Origin of the sequence: Flavihumibacter sp. (assembly GCF_036676075.1) — a bacterium.
Classification (GTDB): domain Bacteria; phylum Bacteroidota; class Bacteroidia; order Chitinophagales; family Chitinophagaceae; genus Flavihumibacter.
In genome coordinates this window covers 503,059-520,901 of record NZ_JAKFDQ010000007.1, presented here as the reverse complement: position 1 = coordinate 520,901, position 17,843 = coordinate 503,059, and the positions used below count along the sequence as shown (strand labels likewise).

General features: G+C 41.7%; 19 protein-coding genes. 17 read left to right on the top strand and 2 right to left on the bottom strand.

The window, feature by feature from the left end:
• The 9 genes from V6M43_RS05065 to V6M43_RS05025 all read left to right on the top strand — a co-directional run bounded on the left by V6M43_RS05065 (position 1) and on the right by V6M43_RS05025 (position 11,020).
• Complete coding sequence (locus V6M43_RS05065) at positions 1 to 3,711, top strand: glycosyl hydrolase family 28-related protein (RefSeq protein ID WP_332732979.1); 3,711 nt, start codon at positions 1 to 3, stop codon at positions 3,709 to 3,711.
• Positions 3,712 to 3,719: 8 nt separating this feature from the next.
• Positions 3,720 to 4,712, top strand: coding sequence for a glycosyltransferase family 4 protein (locus V6M43_RS05060; protein ID WP_332732977.1), 993 nt, complete (start codon positions 3,720 to 3,722; stop codon positions 4,710 to 4,712).
• Positions 4,709 to 5,875, top strand: a complete 1,167-nt coding sequence (locus V6M43_RS05055; RefSeq protein ID WP_332732976.1) for a glycosyltransferase — start codon at positions 4,709 to 4,711, stop codon at positions 5,873 to 5,875. The genes V6M43_RS05060 and V6M43_RS05055 overlap by 4 nt, the downstream gene beginning before the upstream one ends.
• Positions 5,865 to 6,422, top strand: a complete 558-nt coding sequence (locus V6M43_RS05050; RefSeq protein ID WP_332732975.1) for a putative colanic acid biosynthesis acetyltransferase — start codon at positions 5,865 to 5,867, stop codon at positions 6,420 to 6,422. The genes V6M43_RS05055 and V6M43_RS05050 overlap by 11 nt, the downstream gene beginning before the upstream one ends.
• A gap of 11 nt (positions 6,423 to 6,433) precedes the next feature.
• Entirely contained in the window at positions 6,434 to 7,186 is a 753-nt protein-coding gene (locus tag V6M43_RS05045) for a glycosyltransferase family 2 protein (RefSeq protein ID WP_332732974.1), read from the top strand.
• Between the two features lie 2 nt (positions 7,187 to 7,188).
• On the top strand, positions 7,189 to 8,304 hold the full coding sequence (gene gmd / locus V6M43_RS05040; protein ID WP_332732972.1) for a GDP-mannose 4,6-dehydratase: 1,116 nt from the start codon (positions 7,189 to 7,191) through the stop codon (positions 8,302 to 8,304).
• A gap of 2 nt (positions 8,305 to 8,306) precedes the next feature.
• Complete coding sequence (gene fcl / locus V6M43_RS05035) at positions 8,307 to 9,236, top strand: GDP-L-fucose synthase (protein ID WP_332732970.1); 930 nt, start codon at positions 8,307 to 8,309, stop codon at positions 9,234 to 9,236.
• 71 nt (positions 9,237 to 9,307) lie between these two features.
• A complete protein-coding gene (locus tag V6M43_RS05030) occupies positions 9,308 to 9,988 on the top strand; it encodes a tyrosine-protein phosphatase (protein ID WP_332732969.1) in 681 nt (226 codons plus the stop codon).
• 84 nt (positions 9,989 to 10,072) lie between these two features.
• Positions 10,073 to 11,020: a c-type cytochrome gene (locus V6M43_RS05025; protein ID WP_332732968.1), complete on the top strand. Its 948-nt coding sequence runs from the start codon at positions 10,073 to 10,075 to the stop codon at positions 11,018 to 11,020.
• On the opposite strand, the gene V6M43_RS05020 is transcribed toward V6M43_RS05025, so the two are convergent.
• Both V6M43_RS05020 and V6M43_RS05015 read right to left on the bottom strand, forming a co-directional pair.
• A complete protein-coding gene (locus V6M43_RS05020) occupies positions 11,021 to 11,893 on the bottom strand; it encodes a hypothetical protein (protein WP_332732967.1) in 873 nt (290 codons plus the stop codon).
• 91 nt (positions 11,894 to 11,984) lie between these two features.
• Positions 11,985 to 12,164 carry a hypothetical protein gene (locus V6M43_RS05015; protein WP_332732966.1) on the bottom strand — a complete coding sequence of 60 codons (180 nt, stop codon included), beginning with the start codon at positions 12,162 to 12,164 and terminating at the stop codon, positions 11,985 to 11,987.
• 242 nt (positions 12,165 to 12,406) lie between these two features.
• Between V6M43_RS05015 and V6M43_RS05010 the strand changes: the two genes are divergently transcribed.
• From V6M43_RS05010 to V6M43_RS04975, 8 genes are all read left to right on the top strand, one after another.
• Positions 12,407 to 13,231 carry a PAS domain S-box protein gene (locus V6M43_RS05010; RefSeq protein ID WP_332732964.1) on the top strand — a complete coding sequence of 275 codons (825 nt, stop codon included), beginning with the start codon at positions 12,407 to 12,409 and terminating at the stop codon, positions 13,229 to 13,231.
• 183 nt (positions 13,232 to 13,414) lie between these two features.
• On the top strand, positions 13,415 to 14,353 hold the full coding sequence (locus V6M43_RS05005) for a helix-turn-helix domain-containing protein (RefSeq protein WP_332732962.1): 939 nt from the start codon (positions 13,415 to 13,417) through the stop codon (positions 14,351 to 14,353).
• A complete protein-coding gene (locus V6M43_RS05000; RefSeq protein WP_332732961.1) occupies positions 14,334 to 15,086 on the top strand; it encodes a FecR domain-containing protein in 753 nt (250 codons plus the stop codon). The genes V6M43_RS05005 and V6M43_RS05000 overlap by 20 nt, the downstream gene beginning before the upstream one ends.
• Before the next feature lie 237 nt (positions 15,087 to 15,323).
• On the top strand, positions 15,324 to 15,644 hold the full coding sequence (locus tag V6M43_RS04995) for a LytR/AlgR family response regulator transcription factor (protein WP_332732959.1): 321 nt from the start codon (positions 15,324 to 15,326) through the stop codon (positions 15,642 to 15,644).
• A gap of 304 nt (positions 15,645 to 15,948) precedes the next feature.
• Positions 15,949 to 16,515 (top strand): hypothetical protein, encoded by a 567-nt coding sequence (locus tag V6M43_RS04990; protein ID WP_332732958.1) that lies wholly within the window; start codon positions 15,949 to 15,951, stop codon positions 16,513 to 16,515.
• Positions 16,516 to 16,517: 2 nt separating this feature from the next.
• The gene (locus V6M43_RS04985; protein ID WP_332732957.1) at positions 16,518 to 16,934 is read left to right on the top strand and encodes a DUF5675 family protein; all 417 of its coding nucleotides are present in this window, start codon (positions 16,518 to 16,520) and stop codon (positions 16,932 to 16,934) included.
• Between the two features lie 12 nt (positions 16,935 to 16,946).
• Positions 16,947 to 17,174, top strand: a complete 228-nt coding sequence (locus V6M43_RS04980) for a hypothetical protein (RefSeq protein WP_332732956.1) — start codon at positions 16,947 to 16,949, stop codon at positions 17,172 to 17,174.
• Between the two features lie 77 nt (positions 17,175 to 17,251).
• Entirely contained in the window at positions 17,252 to 17,818 is a 567-nt protein-coding gene (locus V6M43_RS04975) for a hypothetical protein (protein WP_332732955.1), read from the top strand.
• Positions 17,819 to 17,843: the final 25 nt, after the last annotated feature.

The window sequence follows — 17,843 nt, the reverse complement described above, 5'->3', positions numbered from 1 at the left end:
ATGCAGTACAGATTATACATATATAATATTTTACTTTTCGCCGTAATGGTTTTATCATTTTTTGATAAAAGCTATTTCAGCTTGTCAATTTCTCTGGAAGCAATTTTACTTGTGATGATCCTTGACAAGTTGGGGAAAGGCATAGTATTAAGGGAACTAATTGCATTTCATTTTACACTGATATGTCTTCTGTTCCCGATTCTGGGCTACACATTGTACAACCGTTCCGATAGCCTTGCACAATTATGGGTACGTTATATGCCAGTATCCGAAGATATTTATTACGGATATGCCCTTCCGGCAGTTGCTGCCTTTAGTTTTGCGATAACTCTACCATTTTCACCATCCTCAGAAAAATCAGATTACGGGCAAAACCTGTATGGGATCTTTAAGCGTATAAAGGAAAAGCTTTGGCATTCTAAAACCGAAGGTATTTATATTACCATATTTGGTCTCGTATCCCTGCTTTTGATTCAAAGAGTTCCGATGTCGCTGCAATTCGTACTTAACCTGGTCTGGTTTTCTTCCTTCGCGGGAATTTTATATGTATTCTTTACCGTTAACTTGAAATACAGAAAGCTCCTGCTTGCTGGTTTTAGTTTATTTATTGTATTCTATTCCTTGCGGTTAGGAATGTTTACCATCGTGGCTTATATGGGCATGCTGATGTTTTCCTTTTTTTTCCTGGGGAAGAAATATTCGTTCATTAATAAGCTATTAGTTTTCGTTATAGGCGCATTGTTGCTTGTAGCCATCCAGAGTATAAAGCCCATATACAGGGAAATGACATGGGAAGGACAATATGAAGGCAATAAAGTCGAACTATTTGTTGAGCTGTTGGTAGATAAAGTGTCGAGTGGCGATATACTTGATGAAAAAGGGTTCTTTCCTATCTATTACCGGGGCAACCAGGGTTTCAATATCGCTTTGGTGATGATAAGATTTCCCTCGATCAAATTACATGATAATGGTAAAGTCTTATTTACCAACCTGTTTTCTTCGCTTGTTCCCAGGTTTTTCTGGCCCGATAAACCATTAGCGGGTGGGCGTTTCAACATGAAACATTATACAGGCAGCGTTATTAAAGGTTATTCAACAAATATTGGTCCTGTGGGTGAAGCTTATGGGAGTTTTGGTGTAAGTGGGGGCATTTTGTATATGTTTTTATTAGGACTTTTCATCCGATGGGCATATTCTTTACTTTTTAAAATTTCCACAAAGGTTCCCCTGGTCCTTTTATGGATGCCCGTAATTTTTTACCAGGTTACCTATTCCGCTGAAACCGATACCCTTCAAATCATGAATTCTTTGATCAAATCATCTGTTTTTGTTTTTGCTCTTTATAAGGTATATCCGAAACTATTTGAGATAGTCCAAATTATAAAGCGAAACCAGGTGAGAAAACGATTACCAGTTGCGGTTACTGTCTTGCTGGTAATGTTGTTGCCCACTTTTAACGCTTATTCTCAGGCGCTTGAAGAATTTAATGGTGCCATGCCGGGATGGGCGAATGTTAAGTCGCGATTCCGTGCTGCGGGAAATGGCAGGCAGGATGATACCCGCTCGCTTCAACAGGCATTAGACAGCCTCACCTGTACCCCTGTGAAGTTCAACACAGGTGAAAAAGCTTATACCGTTATTTATCTGCCTAAGGGTAGATATCGGATTTCTGAAACATTACGATTAAGAGGCAAAATTGGTGTTCAGATTGTTGGAGAAGATCCTCAAAATACTTTTATTGAATGGGCAGGAAAAGCTAATGACACCATGTTCTGGTCCAACGGTTCTGCTTATTTTAAATTGTCGCGCATCACCTTTAACGCTAATGACATTGCAGGAACGGAATGTGTTGGGATCCATTGGAAGGAGAAGTGGAACACTCCTACGAGTAGAAGCTTTGCCACCTTAAATATTGAATTAAGCGATCTGTATTTTATTGGAAAACCAAAATTTGGTATTAGTGGTGGTACACTTGGTGGAGGTGGAACTAACGGTACGGGTAATAATGATTCTGAGATAACAATCCGGCGATGTGTGTTCAATAAATGTACCGAGGCCGGAATTAGAATAGTGGGTTATAATGCCCTGGAATATTGGGTTTGGGATTCCAGGTTCCTGGAATGTAAAAGAGGGATTTATAGTTCATATGGAAACTATCATGCCTATCGCTGCTATTTCACACGTTGCGGAAGTGATGTGGTTCATAAGGATGGTTATTATACTTCTCTTAGGCATTGTTTTTCTGAAAACAGTTATCAATTCTCAGGTGACGAGGGAATGAGCTCTAATCCTTTTAAAAGGACATTTGAGGAAAATGTTATCAGTAATACAGGCACAATGCCAATTCAGTATTACCATGTAGGGAGACTGTCTTTATATGATAATATTATTTCAAAGTCCAGGGATAGCGCCTATCCTTTTATGGTGAACCAGAGGAGTTTTGCCCCTGTTAGCTATCAACTGCTTTCACTCGGAAATTCTTACGGTTACCAAAAGCAACCAATAAGGCTTGCTGTTGAAAAACCCCAAATATATTCTGCCGGTGACCAGCATTTTAATGGGCAGTTATCATCTGCTGCATTCCTGGCTGCAATGCCCAAAACCCCCAAGCTAACAAGAAGGAGAATGTTTGCTGTTCCAAGGGGGGCCGATAATATAGTTATTCAAAGAATTATTAATGAGGCATCTCGTTATAGAGGTAATAGACCCGTAGTTTACTTTCCATTCGGGGATTATATTTTGAAAAAGCCTGTAATTGTTCCGGCTAATACTGATATCCAGTTCGTAGGTGATGGATTAAGATATTCCACAACAATACGGTCCCAGGACCCCAATATTTTTCCCGGTCCGGCATTGTTTATAGTCAAAGGGCCCACCCATGTTAGCTTCCGGGAAATGCAATTTGGTACTGCTGCCCGCTATAAATGGAAGGGCATTGATTTCCAGGGAGTGGATCAGAAAGATGCTGCCGTACATATAGATCAGATATACTGTATTGCTGATACCAGTCTTTTTATCAAGGGTATCAACCATACTTACTTTGAAAAGAATAATTCATTTTTCAGTTCAGGTAATATCCTCATTGGCGGCGATCTTGTAAAAACAGGCAAAGGGGTATCGAGGTTAAATGCATTTGGTGGCCAGTATGCAGGTGTGAAAGTTTTCAACGGTGCTCGTTTTGTGGCAAAGGATTGCTGGTGGGAAGGACCGCAGGAAGTTGCATTGAATTTTGCTGGTGATGGCTTTATTACAATCGATGGTGCCAAAATCGCTCCAAACCGTGGTGATAGTACACCCACAATAAAAGTAGGGGACTTTACAGGTAATATATCATTGTTAAACACTTATATACAAGGGGGCATAGAATTCAAGGGCAATCATGACCGTTTGAAATTTTTGATGTGGAACGCAAATTTTTATTACAAAAAAGACATCAACGGAACTTTACCTCTCAGAACAAAGGGGCAGATAGCGTTGGCAGGTATCACCACACAGTGTTTTTATAAAGATGATCCATATTGCCAGGTTATTAAATCAACTCCCAATAAGTTTATTAATGTGAAGAATGAGACCTCATTTATGGAAGAGATGTCCATCCAGGGAAGATCTGAAGCTCCAAGAAATAACTGGAGTATGGCAAAGAACAAAAGTTCTGTTTATATCACCAGGGTCTCATTCGACTCTTTTAATGTTGCCTTACAGTTCAATTAAATTTCCATTTGAAAGTTATTCAGGTATTCCGAAAAAGGAAACAGGATTTTTTTAGCATTGAGAAAGTCTACCAGGCAGTGAATCAACATCTGGGGTCCTCAATAGAGTTAGAAGTAGTTGAACTTGGAGCATCGGCAGCTAGTTGGAAAGCGATATTGTCCAATTGGAAACAACTGAGAAAGATGAAAGCGGATGTTTATCATATTACTGGGGAGGTTAACTATGTATCACTTTTCTTACCTGGTAATAAAACAATTCTGACATTGCACGATTGTAATTTTATCAGGAGAAGCAATGGCGTCAAAGCATATTTATTGAAATTGTTTTGGTTGACTCTTCCCGTGAAGCATTGCCGCAAAATTATCGCTATCTCTCAGGCAACAAAGGAGGACATTATTCGATTAACTGGTTGTGACGCCCAAAAAATAGAAGTAATACCCAATCCTGTATTAGAATATTTCGAACCACGGCCAAAGCCTACAGCCAACAATCCATTTAAAATACTTCAGGTGGGTACCCGTTGGAATAAAAACCTGGAAAGGGTTTTGGATGCTTTGGATGGATTACCTGTCCAACTTACTATTCTGGGTAAGGTTACTAACGAGCAGGAAGAGATTATTTCAAGTAGAAAATTGGATCTAATTTATGTTAGTAATTTGAATGAGCCTCAGTTGGTAAACTTATACCAGCAATCAAATCTTGTTATGTTTGCTAGCCTGAGTGAAGGCTTTGGTTTGCCAATTCTGGAAGCACAGGCAACTGGCACACCCGTTATAACAAGCAACCTGGAACCAATGTGTACTGTAGCAGGGCAGGGGGCATTACTCGTGGATCCATATGATGTAAGTGATATAAGAAAAGCAGTGCTTCTTATTTCAGGCGATCCCTCATTTGCCGATAGCCTTATTGAGAAAGGCTTTGAGAATGTTGAAGCATACCGGTCGGAGGCCATAGCCAAAAAGTATGAAGGGATTTATAAAAGGGTAGCAGAAGCATCTTGAAATTAAAATCAAAAAATAAGCCAAGGCTGCTGGTAATGGCTGATTGGTTTGCACCAGCCTTTAAGGCGGGTGGTCCGGTACAATCAGTAGTTAATTTTGCTGAATACGCCAGTCGTTGGTATGATGTATTTGTTTTTACAGGTGATCGGGACCTTGGTGAATTGCAATCGATGAATGGAATTACAACAAATTCCTGGGTTAAATACAAGGACGTAGCTCAGGTTTATTATGCTACCCCCCAGAACCAAAAATATGGTTCAGTTTTAACAGTGATTAAGGAACTGGATCCGGATTATGTTTATTGTAACAGCATGTTCTCAACAGCCTTTGCTGTTTACCCAATGATGCTGAAAAGATTATTCGATTTCCGGGCAAAGTTAGTATTGGCTCCAAGGGGAATGCTTAAATCAAGTGCCCTTGCTTTCAAACCCGTTAAGAAAAAATTATTTCTCAGAATAATTCGCTTAATGGGTATCCCGTCAAAGATTACTTTTCATGCCACAGACATTAATGAAGAGCAAAATATACGACAGCTATTTGGACAGGTTGATGTAATCAGAGCAGCTAATATTCCGGGTAACGTTCCTGATGAAATCTATCCTGTCAAAAAGGACCCTGGTGGACTTTCCATCATTTTTATTGGACGTATTCACCCGGTGAAGAATCTCAAATTTTTACTTGACCTGCTGGGTTCTGTAAAGGGGCAGATTAAACTGACCATTGTTGGGCTTCCGGAGGATAGGGGCTATGTAAATATTTGCAGGCAATTGATTAATTCTTTTCCGGAAAGAATTAAGGTTGAATTTGCCGGAGAATTGCCCCATAATATTACAAGTGAAAAATTGAGACAGCATCATATACTGGTTTCGCCAACTTTAGGAGAAAATTTTGGACATGCAATATTTGAATCCTTGTCAATGGGTAAACCTGTGTTGATTAGTGATCAAACACCATGGCGAAACCTGGAAGTCAAAAATGCAGGCTGGGACCTCTCTTTGACAAATCCAGAGGCATTTATTAATGTGTTGAATAATTTTGTTGGAATGGATCAAAGGGAATATGAAAATTATGCCCGGGGAGCTTTTAATTTTGTCAAGGAATATTTATCTGCAAACGATCCAATGAGCGCCTATTTCAAACTTTTTCCCATCAATGAAAACTGATCTTTCATCATACAATAACAGTTGGTATGCGCCCACCATCGGGGCATCGCGTTTCAAACAATTTGTTTGGTATTACTTTAATGCATTTGTTTTTGCCACTCAATTTTTCCCAATATCTGGCATTAAGGTCAGTCTGCTTCGTTTCTTCGGCGCAAAAATTGGCAAGGGCCTGGTTTTGAAACCATCCGTGAATATTAAATATCCCTGGAAACTTACTATTGGAGATTATTGCTGGATAGGTGAGAATGTATGGATTGATAATCTCACTGAAGTGGTTATCGGGAACAATGTTTGTATATCACAGGGAGCAATGCTTTTAACCGGGAATCATGATTATTCAAAATCTACCTTCGACCTGAGTGTTAAATCCATTTATCTGGATGATGGCGTTTGGATAGGAGCTCATTCGGTTGTTTGTCCGGGGGTCACCTGTCAATCCCATGCAGTACTGGCTGTTGGATCTGTCGCAACTAAAAATCTTGAACCATATACGGTTTATCAGGGAAATCCTGCTTTGCCCATAAAAGAAAGGATAATACCTGAATAAATAATTTTAGTATGTGTACTATTTCAATTATAACTGCCACATTTAATAGTTCGGCTACTGTGGAAGATACTCTTATCAGCGTGGGGCGTCAAACACATACGGATGTGGAACATATAATTATTGACGGGCAATCCACCGATGATACGCTGAATCGGGTATATAAATACCCTCATGTCTCAAAAATTATCTCAGAACCCGATACCGGTATTTATGATGCCATGAATAAGGGAATACTTCTTGCGAGTGGTGATATCGTAGGCATTTTAAATTCGGATGATATTTATGCCCATAACAGGGTTTTGGAGAAAGTTGCCAGACTTTTTAGAAATCCTGATGTTCAAATTGTATATGCTGATCTGCAATATGTAAAACAGGATAACCTGAACAAAGTAGTCCGTCAATGGAATAGCGGTGAATACAGCTCCCAGAACTTCTTTTATGGCTGGATGCCTCCCCACCCAACATTTTTTGTAAGGCGTGAATTGTTTGATGAGTGTGGCTTGTTTGATACCAGTTTTAAATCGGCAGCTGATTACGAATTGATGCTACGCTTTCTGGTTCGCTATGATATCCCGGCAACCTATTTACCCGAAGTGATAGTGAAAATGAGAAATGGTGGAATGAGCAATGCAAGTTTCAAGAATCGCTGGCGCGCTAACCGCGAAGATCGTCGTGCATGGGATGTAAACGGCCTTACCCCTTATTTTTTTACCATACCTTTGAAACCCTTTAGAAAGCTATCTCAGTTTTTTCTTAAATATTAAATATGTCCAAAGTTGCTTTAGTTACAGGTATTACGGGCCAGGATGGCGCCTACCTGACCGAGTTGTTACTTGAAAAAGGTTATTTCGTTCATGGGATCAAGCGCAGAGCATCCCTCTTCAATACAGACAGGATCGACCACCTTTACCAGGATCCGCATGATAAAGATGTTCGGCTGAAATTACATTATGGTGATCTGACCGACAGCACCAACCTCATCCGCATCATCCAGGAAACTCAACCGGATGAGATCTACAACCTCGCGGCAATGAGCCATGTGCATGTGAGCTTCGAAGAACCTGAATATACTGCCAATGCCGATGGTATTGGAACGCTCAGAATCCTGGAAGCAGTACGTTTATTAGGGTTAACAGAAAAGACTAAGGTCTACCAGGCCTCTACCTCTGAGTTGTATGGTTTAGTGCAGGCTGTACCACAATCTGAAACAACCCCATTTTATCCTCGCTCGCCTTATGCAGTAGCAAAAATGTATGCCTACTGGATTACCGTAAACTATAGGGAAGCCTATGGCATGTTTGCTGTAAATGGTATCCTCTTCAACCACGAATCACCTCTCCGCGGTGAAACTTTTGTAACCCGGAAGATCACGCGTGGTGTGGCTAAAATGGCACTTGGTCTTCAGGATAAAATTTACCTGGGTAATCTTGACGCACAGCGCGACTGGGGTCATGCAAAAGATTATGTTGAAGCCATGTGGCTTATCCTCCAGCAAGAAAAACCAGAAGATTATGTAATTGCTACCGGGGTTACAACACCCGTAAGAGAATTTGTGAGGATGGCATTTGCAGAAGTGGGAATTGAACTAGCCTTCCGTGGTAAGGATGCAAATGAAGTGGCCATCGTAGTTTCTTGCAGTAATCCTGAATATCAATTGGAAATTGGCAAAGAAGTAGTTGCTGTTGATCCCCGCTATTATCGTCCAACTGAAGTGGAATTATTGATTGGTGATCCAACAAAAGCAAATACCCAATTGGGCTGGAAACCTAAATATGATCTCCCTGCCCTTGTTAAAGAAATGGTGGCTGCTGATGTGGAGAGTTTCAAAAAAGAAAAGCTCCTGAAAGAAAGCGGCTATTATGTGAAAAACCAGTACGAGTAATTATGCAAGTCAATTCGAAAATTTATATAGCCGGCCATCGTGGGATGGTCGGTTCTGCTATTCATAGGAAATTACAGCAGGAAGGGTTTACAAATTTTGTCTTACGGACCTCTGCTGAACTTGATCTACGTAGCCAGCAGGCCGTTGCTGATTTTTTTGTCGCTGAAAAACCTGAATATGTTTTCCTGGCAGCAGCAAAAGTTGGGGGCATACTCGCCAACAATACCTATCGGGGTGAATTTCTCTATGATAACCTGATGATCCAGAACAATGTGATCCATTCTGCCTATACAAATGGTGTTAAGAAACTTATGTTCCTTGGTTCCTCCTGTATATACCCGAAAATGGCTCCGCAGCCATTGAAAGAGGAGTATTTACTTACTGGTGAACTTGAGCCAACCAATGAGCCTTATGCCATAGCCAAAATCGCCGGCATAAAACTTTGTGATGCTTACCGTTCGCAATATGGCTGCGATTTCATTTCTGTTATGCCTACCAATCTTTATGGTCCTAATGATAACTACGACCTGAAGAACTCACATGTACTCCCCGCACTTATTCGAAAATTTCATGAAGCAAAACAAAACAACGAACCTTCCGTTGTGATGTGGGGAACAGGCACGCCTAAGCGAGAATTCCTTCATGCCGATGATCTTGCTGATGCATGTTTTTTTCTTATGCAGAACTATAGTGATTCGGGATTGGTGAATGTTGGGGTAGGAGATGATATTGCCATTAAAGATCTCGCGCTGATGGTACAGAAAGTAGTAGGGTACGAAGGTGCTATTGAACATGACCTTTCTAAACCAGATGGTACACCGAGAAAACTAATGAATGTTGACAAGCTGCATTCCCTCGGTTGGAAACATAGGATAGAGCTGGAAGAAGGACTTAAAGCTGTTTACGAAGAATTTAAAACCAAACATGCCTGACCGGCACCATGTTCTCTCTATTTAAAAAAAAGCTTCCTCCAGCGCCTGACTTATCTGTCATTGGTATCGACATGCATTCTCATCTGCTCCCCGGCATTGATGATGGATCTCCTGATACGGAAACATCCTTGCATCTTATCAATGGCTTGACTGAACTAGGCTTCAGCAGGTTTATTACAACTCCCCATATCTTTTGGGATCTTTACCGGAATAATGATAATACAATAGGCGATGCACATACAAGATTAAATGTTGCCGCCTCTTCTGCGAACGTTTCATTGTCACTCCATGCAGCCGCAGAATATATGATCGATGATCATTTCACGAACCTTCTTAAAGAAAAAACACCGCTTAGAACACTAAAGAATAATTACGTCCTTGTAGAATTTTCCTTTGTTGCCCTTCCATTCGATTGGAAAACAGTGTTCTTTGATCTTCTTATCCAGGGCTACCAACCCGTGCTGGCTCACCCCGAACGGTATAACTACCTGGCTGCCCAGCCAGAAATTTTTCAGCAAATAGCTGACATGGGCGTTCTGTTGCAGGTTAACCTTAATTCCCTTACTGGCTACTACGGCAAGCAAGCACTTCAATTGGCGCAGTATCTCACAAAGCATAAACTGGTTTCCTTCCTCGGTACAGATCTCCATCACCAGCGCCATCTCGATGCCATAAGGCATTCTCCTCCTTTGATGGAAAATATTCAACCAATTCTCGACAGCGCTAAACTCCTTAATTCAACACTGGTATAATACCCTCTTCTTATTCTCTTTTCTTATCTGAAATAAATTTGTAATATTATGGAATAACCCTTCCTAAACCATCAAGCTCTGATTATGAGAAAGATTCTCATCTATGGCGGCACAACAATAGTATTGATATTGCTGGCCGCTTTGTTGTTTATACAAGTGAAAGGAATACCATCTTACCCCGTGGAAAAACCTCCCATTACCCTCAATACTGATTCCGCATCACTTGCCAGAGGAAAAAAACTTGCATCCATGTTATGTGCAAGCTGCCACCTCAACCCCGATACCCGACAATTAACCGGAAGGCCGATGGTTGATGCCCCTAAAGAATTTGGTGAAATTCATGCACCAAATATTACCCAGCACAAGACTTATGGAATTGGCGACTGGACAGAAGGGGAGATCCTCTTCCTGCTCAGAACCGGTATCAAAAGGGATGGCAAATATGCACCACCTTATATGGCTAAACTCCCGCTGATGGCTGACCAGGATATCAATGCCATCATCGCCTTTCTTAAATCAAATGATCGCATGGTTGCAGCGGCTGATATTCCTGACCAGCCAGCAAAGCCCTCATTCCTTACTAAAGCGCTTACCAATACCGTTTTCAAGCCATTCCCTATGCCTACTGCACCGATCCCGATGCCGGATACATCCAACGCCATTGAACTGGGAGGCTACCTGGCAAAAAATCTCGAATGTTTTTCCTGCCATTCAGCCGATTTTAAATCAAACGATTTTCTTGTTCCAGAACACAGTGAAGGCTATTTTGGTGGGGGTAATAAGCCGCTTAACGAGGAGGGACAAGTAATGCCTACACCAAACCTGACTCCTGATAAGGTAACCGGTATTGGTAACTGGTCGGAAGAAAAATTTGTAAAAGCGCTTAAATCGGGAATCAAAGAGGGCGAACCTGCATTGCGATACCCGATGAAACCATACACAGAACTAACAGATAAGGAAGCAGCAGCTATCTACAAATACCTGATGTCAATTCCGCCAATTTCCAATAAAGTGGAAAGGAGTCCGGAATAGTTATTTCCTGTACTTCTCCACATCAAAATCTACAGAGATTAATTGTTCTGTAAACCGCTTTCCATTGCGCGTTTGCCGGCTGAAGTATAATTTCTTTTCCTTTTGATGCACAAAGGGACAAAATTCTGCCACCGCTGAATTGATCGGCATACCCAGGTTTATGGGCTTGCCCCAGTTTCCATCTTTGCGAAAACTGATATAGAGATCTATCTCCCCATAACCACTTGAATCGGTAGAGAAATAGATCAAATAATCTTCCTCCGGCGATATGTAAGGATTGGATTCCCTTCCTCTCGTATTGATCGGCACACCCAGGTTCTGTGGTACCTGATATTCGACATCCTTCCATGCTGATACATAAATATCAGAACTCCCCACACCATCCTCGTTGGATTTCATGAAATAGATATTTCCATTACCTGCCATGGAAGCAAATGATTCGGAACTATCTGTATTGATGGTATTTCCTAAATGATAGGGCTCCGTCCAGCCATTCCCATTTCTCTTCACTGCCCAGATATCAAATCCCTTCCGCTCAGGCTTTCCCGCTACCGGCCGGTTGCTTTGAAACAGAACCGTTTTACCATCCACGCTAAACATGGGATCAATATCCTTCCAATCCGCATTTCGGGTTGAAAAACTTGCCACCACAGGCTTGGTCCACTTGCCCCGAAATTTCTCCGATTGCATGATCTGCAAGGTATCTCGCCCACCACCGGAATAAACCCAGAGTGCGATCCTGGAATCGGGCGAAATAGTCAGGCCAAATTCACCGCCGGTTGAAATGATTCCCGGCTCAAATTGTTCAGGAGTATTTTGTGCCTGCCCATGCATCACGCAGCAGACCAGAAACGCCATCCATAGAATTCGCATATACAAGGTTTTGAAGAGGAAAGATTATACATTTTCCGCTTTTCTCAACCTAAAAGGGATGAATGGCGCTAAGCTCAGCCCAATGGCTCGCTTAGGGCTGGAATATGCAATGCGGACCAGAGAAATAGTTCGCGATGCTCAATCTTCTGCGGGTATCCTGTTTAGCAGGTTCCTTGTTTTCTTTTTCTTTAACCGTACCCGCAACATACATTCTCCTGCTATTGGGAGTAAGCAGGCTGCGGTAAGGCATTTGCTGATTATTAGTTTTCATCATTTTTCTTTTGTGTGTGTTTGGCTGCAGGGCATAAAAATAGCCTGCAAGGCCGCAGGCAATCGTAGAACACAAAATTACGCTATTTCACCCCTTTTGCTCCAAACAAGCTGTTAATGTTGAAACGCTAATTCAGCTATATCTCTGCTTGTGCAGGCTACTCCAGCTTGAAAAATACCGTGTTTTTCTCCCCCTGACCATATTCAAAAATTTAGTTAATTGTAATAACCAAACCAACATCTATGTATCATTTTGAATTCGCAACCAAAGACAAAAGGCTAACAGCCCTTGAGAGAATGGAGCCTATTGCAAACCTTACACCTAAAATACTAGGGTATTTGCACAGATATTTTCTCGAAACCGCCTCGCAGGAGGAAAAGGATGAAATTGATAACTGGATGCATGAATGCTATGCAAATGACTTCTATTTTGACCTGCTTCTGGATTATAGTGGGTTCAGGTGCATTGAATATTTGGCTGATTTGATTGAAAAAGCTGAGAAGCGCCAGCAACCAAAATCCGATTTCCAACCCCTTGCTTTCGAAACTATATTCAACAATGCTCCTGATCTTATAGGGGTTCATGATGAGAATGGTATTTTTAAACAGGTATCGGCTTCAAGTTCTAAAATAGTAGGTTATCCACCGGAAGATTTGATTGGTAAACACATTCTTTTTAGGGCTTTTGAAGAAGAATTCGAGGACCTGGTGAGTTATTACTATGAAATCGTTGAAAACGATTCTATCGCCTTTCCTCAATTTGTTTATCAAATCGTTCTTCCCGATGATTCAAGGCGTTGGCTGGAAAGCACTTTCTCCCGTATTCCACAAGATCAATCCACAACTGACCAGGTATTTATTTCTATAACACGGGTGGTTGACGATAAAGTTATCCGCCAACTTAATTACAATAGTCAAATCAGGAGTATCGGAGAAGAAATATATTGGTTGATAAGAAATGAGGCACTTACAGGTAATCTTCAAAATGAGTTAGACAAACTGAGCAGTGATCTCAATATAGATTTGGATATTCTGATAACGCCCTGGAGAAGAAAATTTCAAAATTGACAATAAATCTTGCATAAACGGGTATTTCCTGAGCCGGAATTTGCTCATTTCAATCTCCGTTTTTAAGTTTACCTGATCATTACCGTTAGTGATTTATCCAATTGGATCTTCCCGTTCTACACTCCGTCCCCCTCCCTCTTAGTCCTGCCCCATGAACAATTTATCACCCTTAAATTGTTTATCGTGTTATTCAAACTTTTTTTCAAAGACAGAAAACCCTTCTTGTTCAGTAAAATTCCACCTGATGATTTTTCTCAACCCTATATTACTGGATCAAACATTTTTTTCAGGAAATCTTTTCAAGGTGATTTATGGGTACAGGATATCCAATCAGAAATGTATGGCATTAGCTATAGGAAGTTCGATTATAAAAAGGAAGCCAATCTGAATGTAGAGGAGCTGCCCGACTGCATTCGAATAGAATATATCTATAGTGGAGCAGCCCAGATTTCACAGGATGGAAAAGATCCAAAAAAGTTGAATATTGGAAGCTATGTTATTACGAATGCCCGGGAATATATCTTCCAATCTTGTGAGAAAGAAGGGGCCGAAATTTTCATTTTTTATATTTATGACCTTCCCAGGTTAATTCCCAAATCATCAAATCTGCTGACCAGTGAAATTTATTATAGTTCACCAACGATGGCTGCAATGGTCCATAGTTTATTCAATCATAATTTTTCCGATGATAGTTGCCCATTACTTTATTACCAGACAATCTACTCTTTTTTGACTGGTCATGTAGTAACAGTTCAAAACCAAAAAGTCAAAGGCCGTTATTACCACAAAGTGATGGAATTGGCTCATATCATACGTACCCAGCTAGAAAAACGGTATACCATTCCGGAGTTGGCAACAATTGTAGGAGTCAATAAGACTACTATTCAATTACAATTTAAACTTCATACTAAAATGACCATACACGATTTCCTCTATAATTACCGTAACGAACTGGTTAAGCATTTACTCTCGCACACGGATAAGCTTTTAGATGAGATCGCTAAACTAACTGGGTATTGTCATGCTCCCCACCTGGTTAAAGACTTTTCAGACCAACATAAATTAACCCCTAATCAATGGCGCCAGCTAAACTATAGAACCTATGAGTCAAAAATTATATGAAACCATTTCCAGGTACCTTGCCCCTGATGCAAGGCCAAGATACCTGATGACTTCTTTCTTCCGTAATAAGCTTTCTCTTCGTGAAAAAAGAGAACTTGAAATATGGATAATGGCTAATGATCAGAATATGAAAGAGTTTGAATCGTGGGTAATGAAATCTGTTCATGACCCCAGCCTTGCCTTTCTCGAAGAGAAAACAAATAAATGGTTTGCCCGCGGCACTTTCGAGTACAACCTTGCCGCCTTTTTCATCTTCTGCCTCTCTGCCTGGCTTATTCACCTCGCGGTACAATGGGAACAACAGAACAATCCCATCATCATGGCAGGCGAAGGCAATGCAGCAAAGGATTTCAGGATGTTCAATAAAACAGCGCCCGCCGATAGTAACCTTTCTGTAATACTTCCGGATAGCTCAACAGTTCAACTCTCACCCAACGCTTCTGTCAACTATCCGATGAAATTCCGGAGTACAAGAATTGTTACCCTCAAAGGCGATGCATTGTTTGATGTAAGCGGTTCTCATAAAGCGCGGTTATACATCAACGTTAAAGAGTTTAATGTACGCATTCCTTCAGGAGCTGCGCGCATCACCGCAGCCATGGCAGGCGATTCCATACGCCTCGATGCAATAAATGCCGATATCCTTTTTGAAGCAGGTAAGGATTCCTGGCAGCTTAGTCCCGGCCAGTCTGCTCTCTTCGCCAATGGTAAATGGACACCATTGAATTTCTAACGAAACTCCCCGAAATATCAAAATTGATAATGCCAATTGCAGAATCGGATTGAAAAATTCCGATCTGCAAAAGGCAAGGGGGCAAGCCCTGTCCATTTTTTCACTTTCCTGAAATGTTGTTCACCATCCGTTTTATGTTGTTCACATACATATTTATGTCGTTCACCACATAAATTTTGATACAACTTCTTCCATTCTTATAGTTGATTAATTCTTTAACCCCATCAATAACCGACCATGCAACTTCATGAACTGTACATCAAAACCAACAACCGCCGTTACAGGGTGGCCCTGGAAGACATACTCCTGGTAGAGTCGTCCAACAATTACTGTCGCATTCATACAACAGCCAAAAAATCCCATCTGGTCAGAAGACCATTGGAAGAGTTGGCCGACAAATTACCAGCCGAGGCCTTCATCAGGATCCACAAGTGCTATATCATTGGCAGAAGCCATATTCAATTCTTTGAAGGCTACCATGTACAGGTCAATGATAAGCGCCTTCCCATCGGCAGGGCTTATTACAATGAGTTGATGGAAAAAATGGTGGTGGTGTAAAGAAGCCAGCCGCTCCGGCCCTCTCCTGCGGGGTGACGCACAGCGAACCGGGAAGTGCGTCCCCGGTTCGTTCCCTCCGCAGGATTAAAGGCCTGAGTTGCTGGATTATCAAACGTGAAATTGATCTGCTTTACTTCTTAAATCCTGATCCGAAATCATTGCAAAATCGCTTTAAAAATCAGAGCAGCGATGGAGCAAGGATAGAGCAAGGATAGAGCAAGGATAGAGCAAGGATGGAGCAAGGGTTAATTTCTCAAAAAAACGGTACCAAAATTTATCCAAACCTTTTTAAAAACTAAGTAAAATGGCACGTAATAAAACCAATATGTTTATGAATGGCTTCGGCGGCGCAATCGGCAAACAAATGCTCGTGCGCACAAGAGGTGGTAGAACCTACCTCGGAAAGATGCCGGCAAGTAATCCACTGTTAAAAGCCAGTGAGCAACAGGCAGTCACCCGTTTGAAATTCAGGGATTGTGTACTCTTTGCAAAAGGAGTTAAAGATAATCCTGAACTCAAAGCGCGCTATGCTGCAGCAGCAAAGCCTTACCAGACATTTGCCAACGTTGCTTTTGCCGATGCATTTAAAGCACCGGTAATCGAAAATCTCAGGGCAGAGGCTTATAGTGGTTCAGTGGGTGAGAGGATTGTGGTTAAAGTGACGGATAATTTTTCTGTTGCAAATGTTACCATCTCTATTTATGATCCGCAGGGTAACCTGCTGGAACAGGGACTGGCAATTCAGGAACAGAATCTGATCGACTGGACTTATACCACCTCACAGTTGAACCCTGCAACGGTTGGTTCATTGATTCGGGTAAGCGCCTCCGATATTCCCGGTAACCAGGTCACACTTGATCAACAGCTTTAACCATGGAACTGCATTTACAACGCAGGTACTATGAGTCGGGCACCAACGGAATCCTTAGCCATAACGGCAAACCCCTTTGTTATACCATCGAGCTCCCCTGGCGGAATAATATACGCATGGAGTCCTGTATTCCTGAAGGGAAATTCAAACTGGTTTTCCGCTACAGTAAACGACATAAACTGCACCTGATGTTGCAATCCGTTCCGGGTAGAACGCTGATCCTGATCCATAAGGCCAACGATGCGGCTAAAGAGTTGAAGGGTTGTATTGCCCCGGTGAGTTCACTCGAAGCACCAGGTAAAGGAACCGCATCGGCAAAGGCCTTTAAAAAGTTGATGGGCCTCGTTTTTAAACTCAGTACCCTTGAAAAACCGATCTGGCTGCTGGTCGACAAGCTGCCGGATTATTATTCACTTTAAAATTCAATTTGTATGAAACAAACCGAAATCGACAAACTCAGCCTGGTAGAACGCGCTACCGCACCAACCCCAGGCTTATTCGTAAAACTGCGCAACATCGCATTGGCCCTGGCCGCTGTTAGCGGTGCACTTCTCGCCTCACCCGTTGCATTACCCGCTATCATAACTACGATAGCCGGTTATCTCGGAGTGGCAGCAACAGTAGCATCTGCCGTGAGCCAGATTGCGGTGAAGGGATAACTACCCTTTCCTTTCAAACCCCGGCCGCGCCGGCCGGGGTTCTTTAAAAATTTGATCACCAATAAAAACTATTTAAAATGGCAATTTGTAACAATCCAATTATGAGCGGCATGAGTGGCCGTGTTGGTAACCTGATCTTTAGAAGGCATGGTAAAAAAACCATCGTGGCTGCCGCACCAAAAACCAATAACAAAAAACGATCGCCAACAAGCCAGCAATCTAAGAACCAGCTTACATTTCACAAAGCTACCAGGTACGCGAGTTGGGCAATGCAGCATTCCAGTCTTAAAGAATTATACGAGAAGAAGGCGCGGAAGGGGAGGACCGCTCTCAATGTTGCTTTCCGGGATGCATATATACCACCGGAAATCAGGGATATATATGCAGAATCCTATCTGGGAAAGCCGGGAGATATGATCATGATAGAAGCGGATGATGATTTTAAAGTGATCAGTGTAAAAGTGTCCATTCGCCTGGCTGGTGGTGAATTACTGGAAGAGGGAAAAGCATTAGAAGATGTTAACCCTGTTTATTGGGTCTATTTTACCTCTTTCCCGAATAATTCACTTCCCGGTACTACCATTCAGGTAATGGCAGAAGACCTCGCAGGAAATATTACCATAAGATCCCTGCAGTTATTATGATCAACACTTAGTTCATTTTTAAATT

Excerpts from the sequence above, each read along its gene's own strand:
- V6M43_RS05065 (WP_332732979.1), top strand. The coding sequence starts at position 1 with ATGCAGTACAGATTATACATATATAATATTTTACTTTTCGCCGTAATG.
- V6M43_RS05050 (WP_332732975.1), top strand. The coding sequence starts at position 5,865 with ATGAAAACTGATCTTTCATCATACAATAACAGTTGGTATGCGCCCACC.
- V6M43_RS05045 (WP_332732974.1), top strand. The coding sequence starts at position 6,434 with ATGTGTACTATTTCAATTATAACTGCCACATTTAATAGTTCGGCTACT.
- gmd (WP_332732972.1), top strand. The coding sequence starts at position 7,189 with ATGTCCAAAGTTGCTTTAGTTACAGGTATTACGGGCCAGGATGGCGCC.
- fcl (WP_332732970.1), top strand. The coding sequence starts at position 8,307 with ATGCAAGTCAATTCGAAAATTTATATAGCCGGCCATCGTGGGATGGTC.
- V6M43_RS05030 (WP_332732969.1), top strand. The coding sequence starts at position 9,308 with ATGCATTCTCATCTGCTCCCCGGCATTGATGATGGATCTCCTGATACG.
- V6M43_RS05025 (WP_332732968.1), top strand. The coding sequence starts at position 10,073 with ATGAGAAAGATTCTCATCTATGGCGGCACAACAATAGTATTGATATTG.
- V6M43_RS05020 (WP_332732967.1), bottom strand. The coding sequence starts at position 11,893 with ATGCGAATTCTATGGATGGCGTTTCTGGTCTGCTGCGTGATGCATGGG.
- V6M43_RS05015 (WP_332732966.1), bottom strand. The coding sequence starts at position 12,164 with ATGAAAACTAATAATCAGCAAATGCCTTACCGCAGCCTGCTTACTCCC.
- V6M43_RS05010 (WP_332732964.1), top strand. The coding sequence starts at position 12,407 with ATGTATCATTTTGAATTCGCAACCAAAGACAAAAGGCTAACAGCCCTT.
- V6M43_RS05000 (WP_332732961.1), top strand. The coding sequence starts at position 14,334 with ATGAGTCAAAAATTATATGAAACCATTTCCAGGTACCTTGCCCCTGAT.
- V6M43_RS04995 (WP_332732959.1), top strand. The coding sequence starts at position 15,324 with ATGCAACTTCATGAACTGTACATCAAAACCAACAACCGCCGTTACAGG.
- V6M43_RS04990 (WP_332732958.1), top strand. The coding sequence starts at position 15,949 with ATGGCACGTAATAAAACCAATATGTTTATGAATGGCTTCGGCGGCGCA.
- V6M43_RS04985 (WP_332732957.1), top strand. The coding sequence starts at position 16,518 with ATGGAACTGCATTTACAACGCAGGTACTATGAGTCGGGCACCAACGGA.
- V6M43_RS04980 (WP_332732956.1), top strand. The coding sequence starts at position 16,947 with ATGAAACAAACCGAAATCGACAAACTCAGCCTGGTAGAACGCGCTACC.
- V6M43_RS04975 (WP_332732955.1), top strand. The coding sequence starts at position 17,252 with ATGGCAATTTGTAACAATCCAATTATGAGCGGCATGAGTGGCCGTGTT.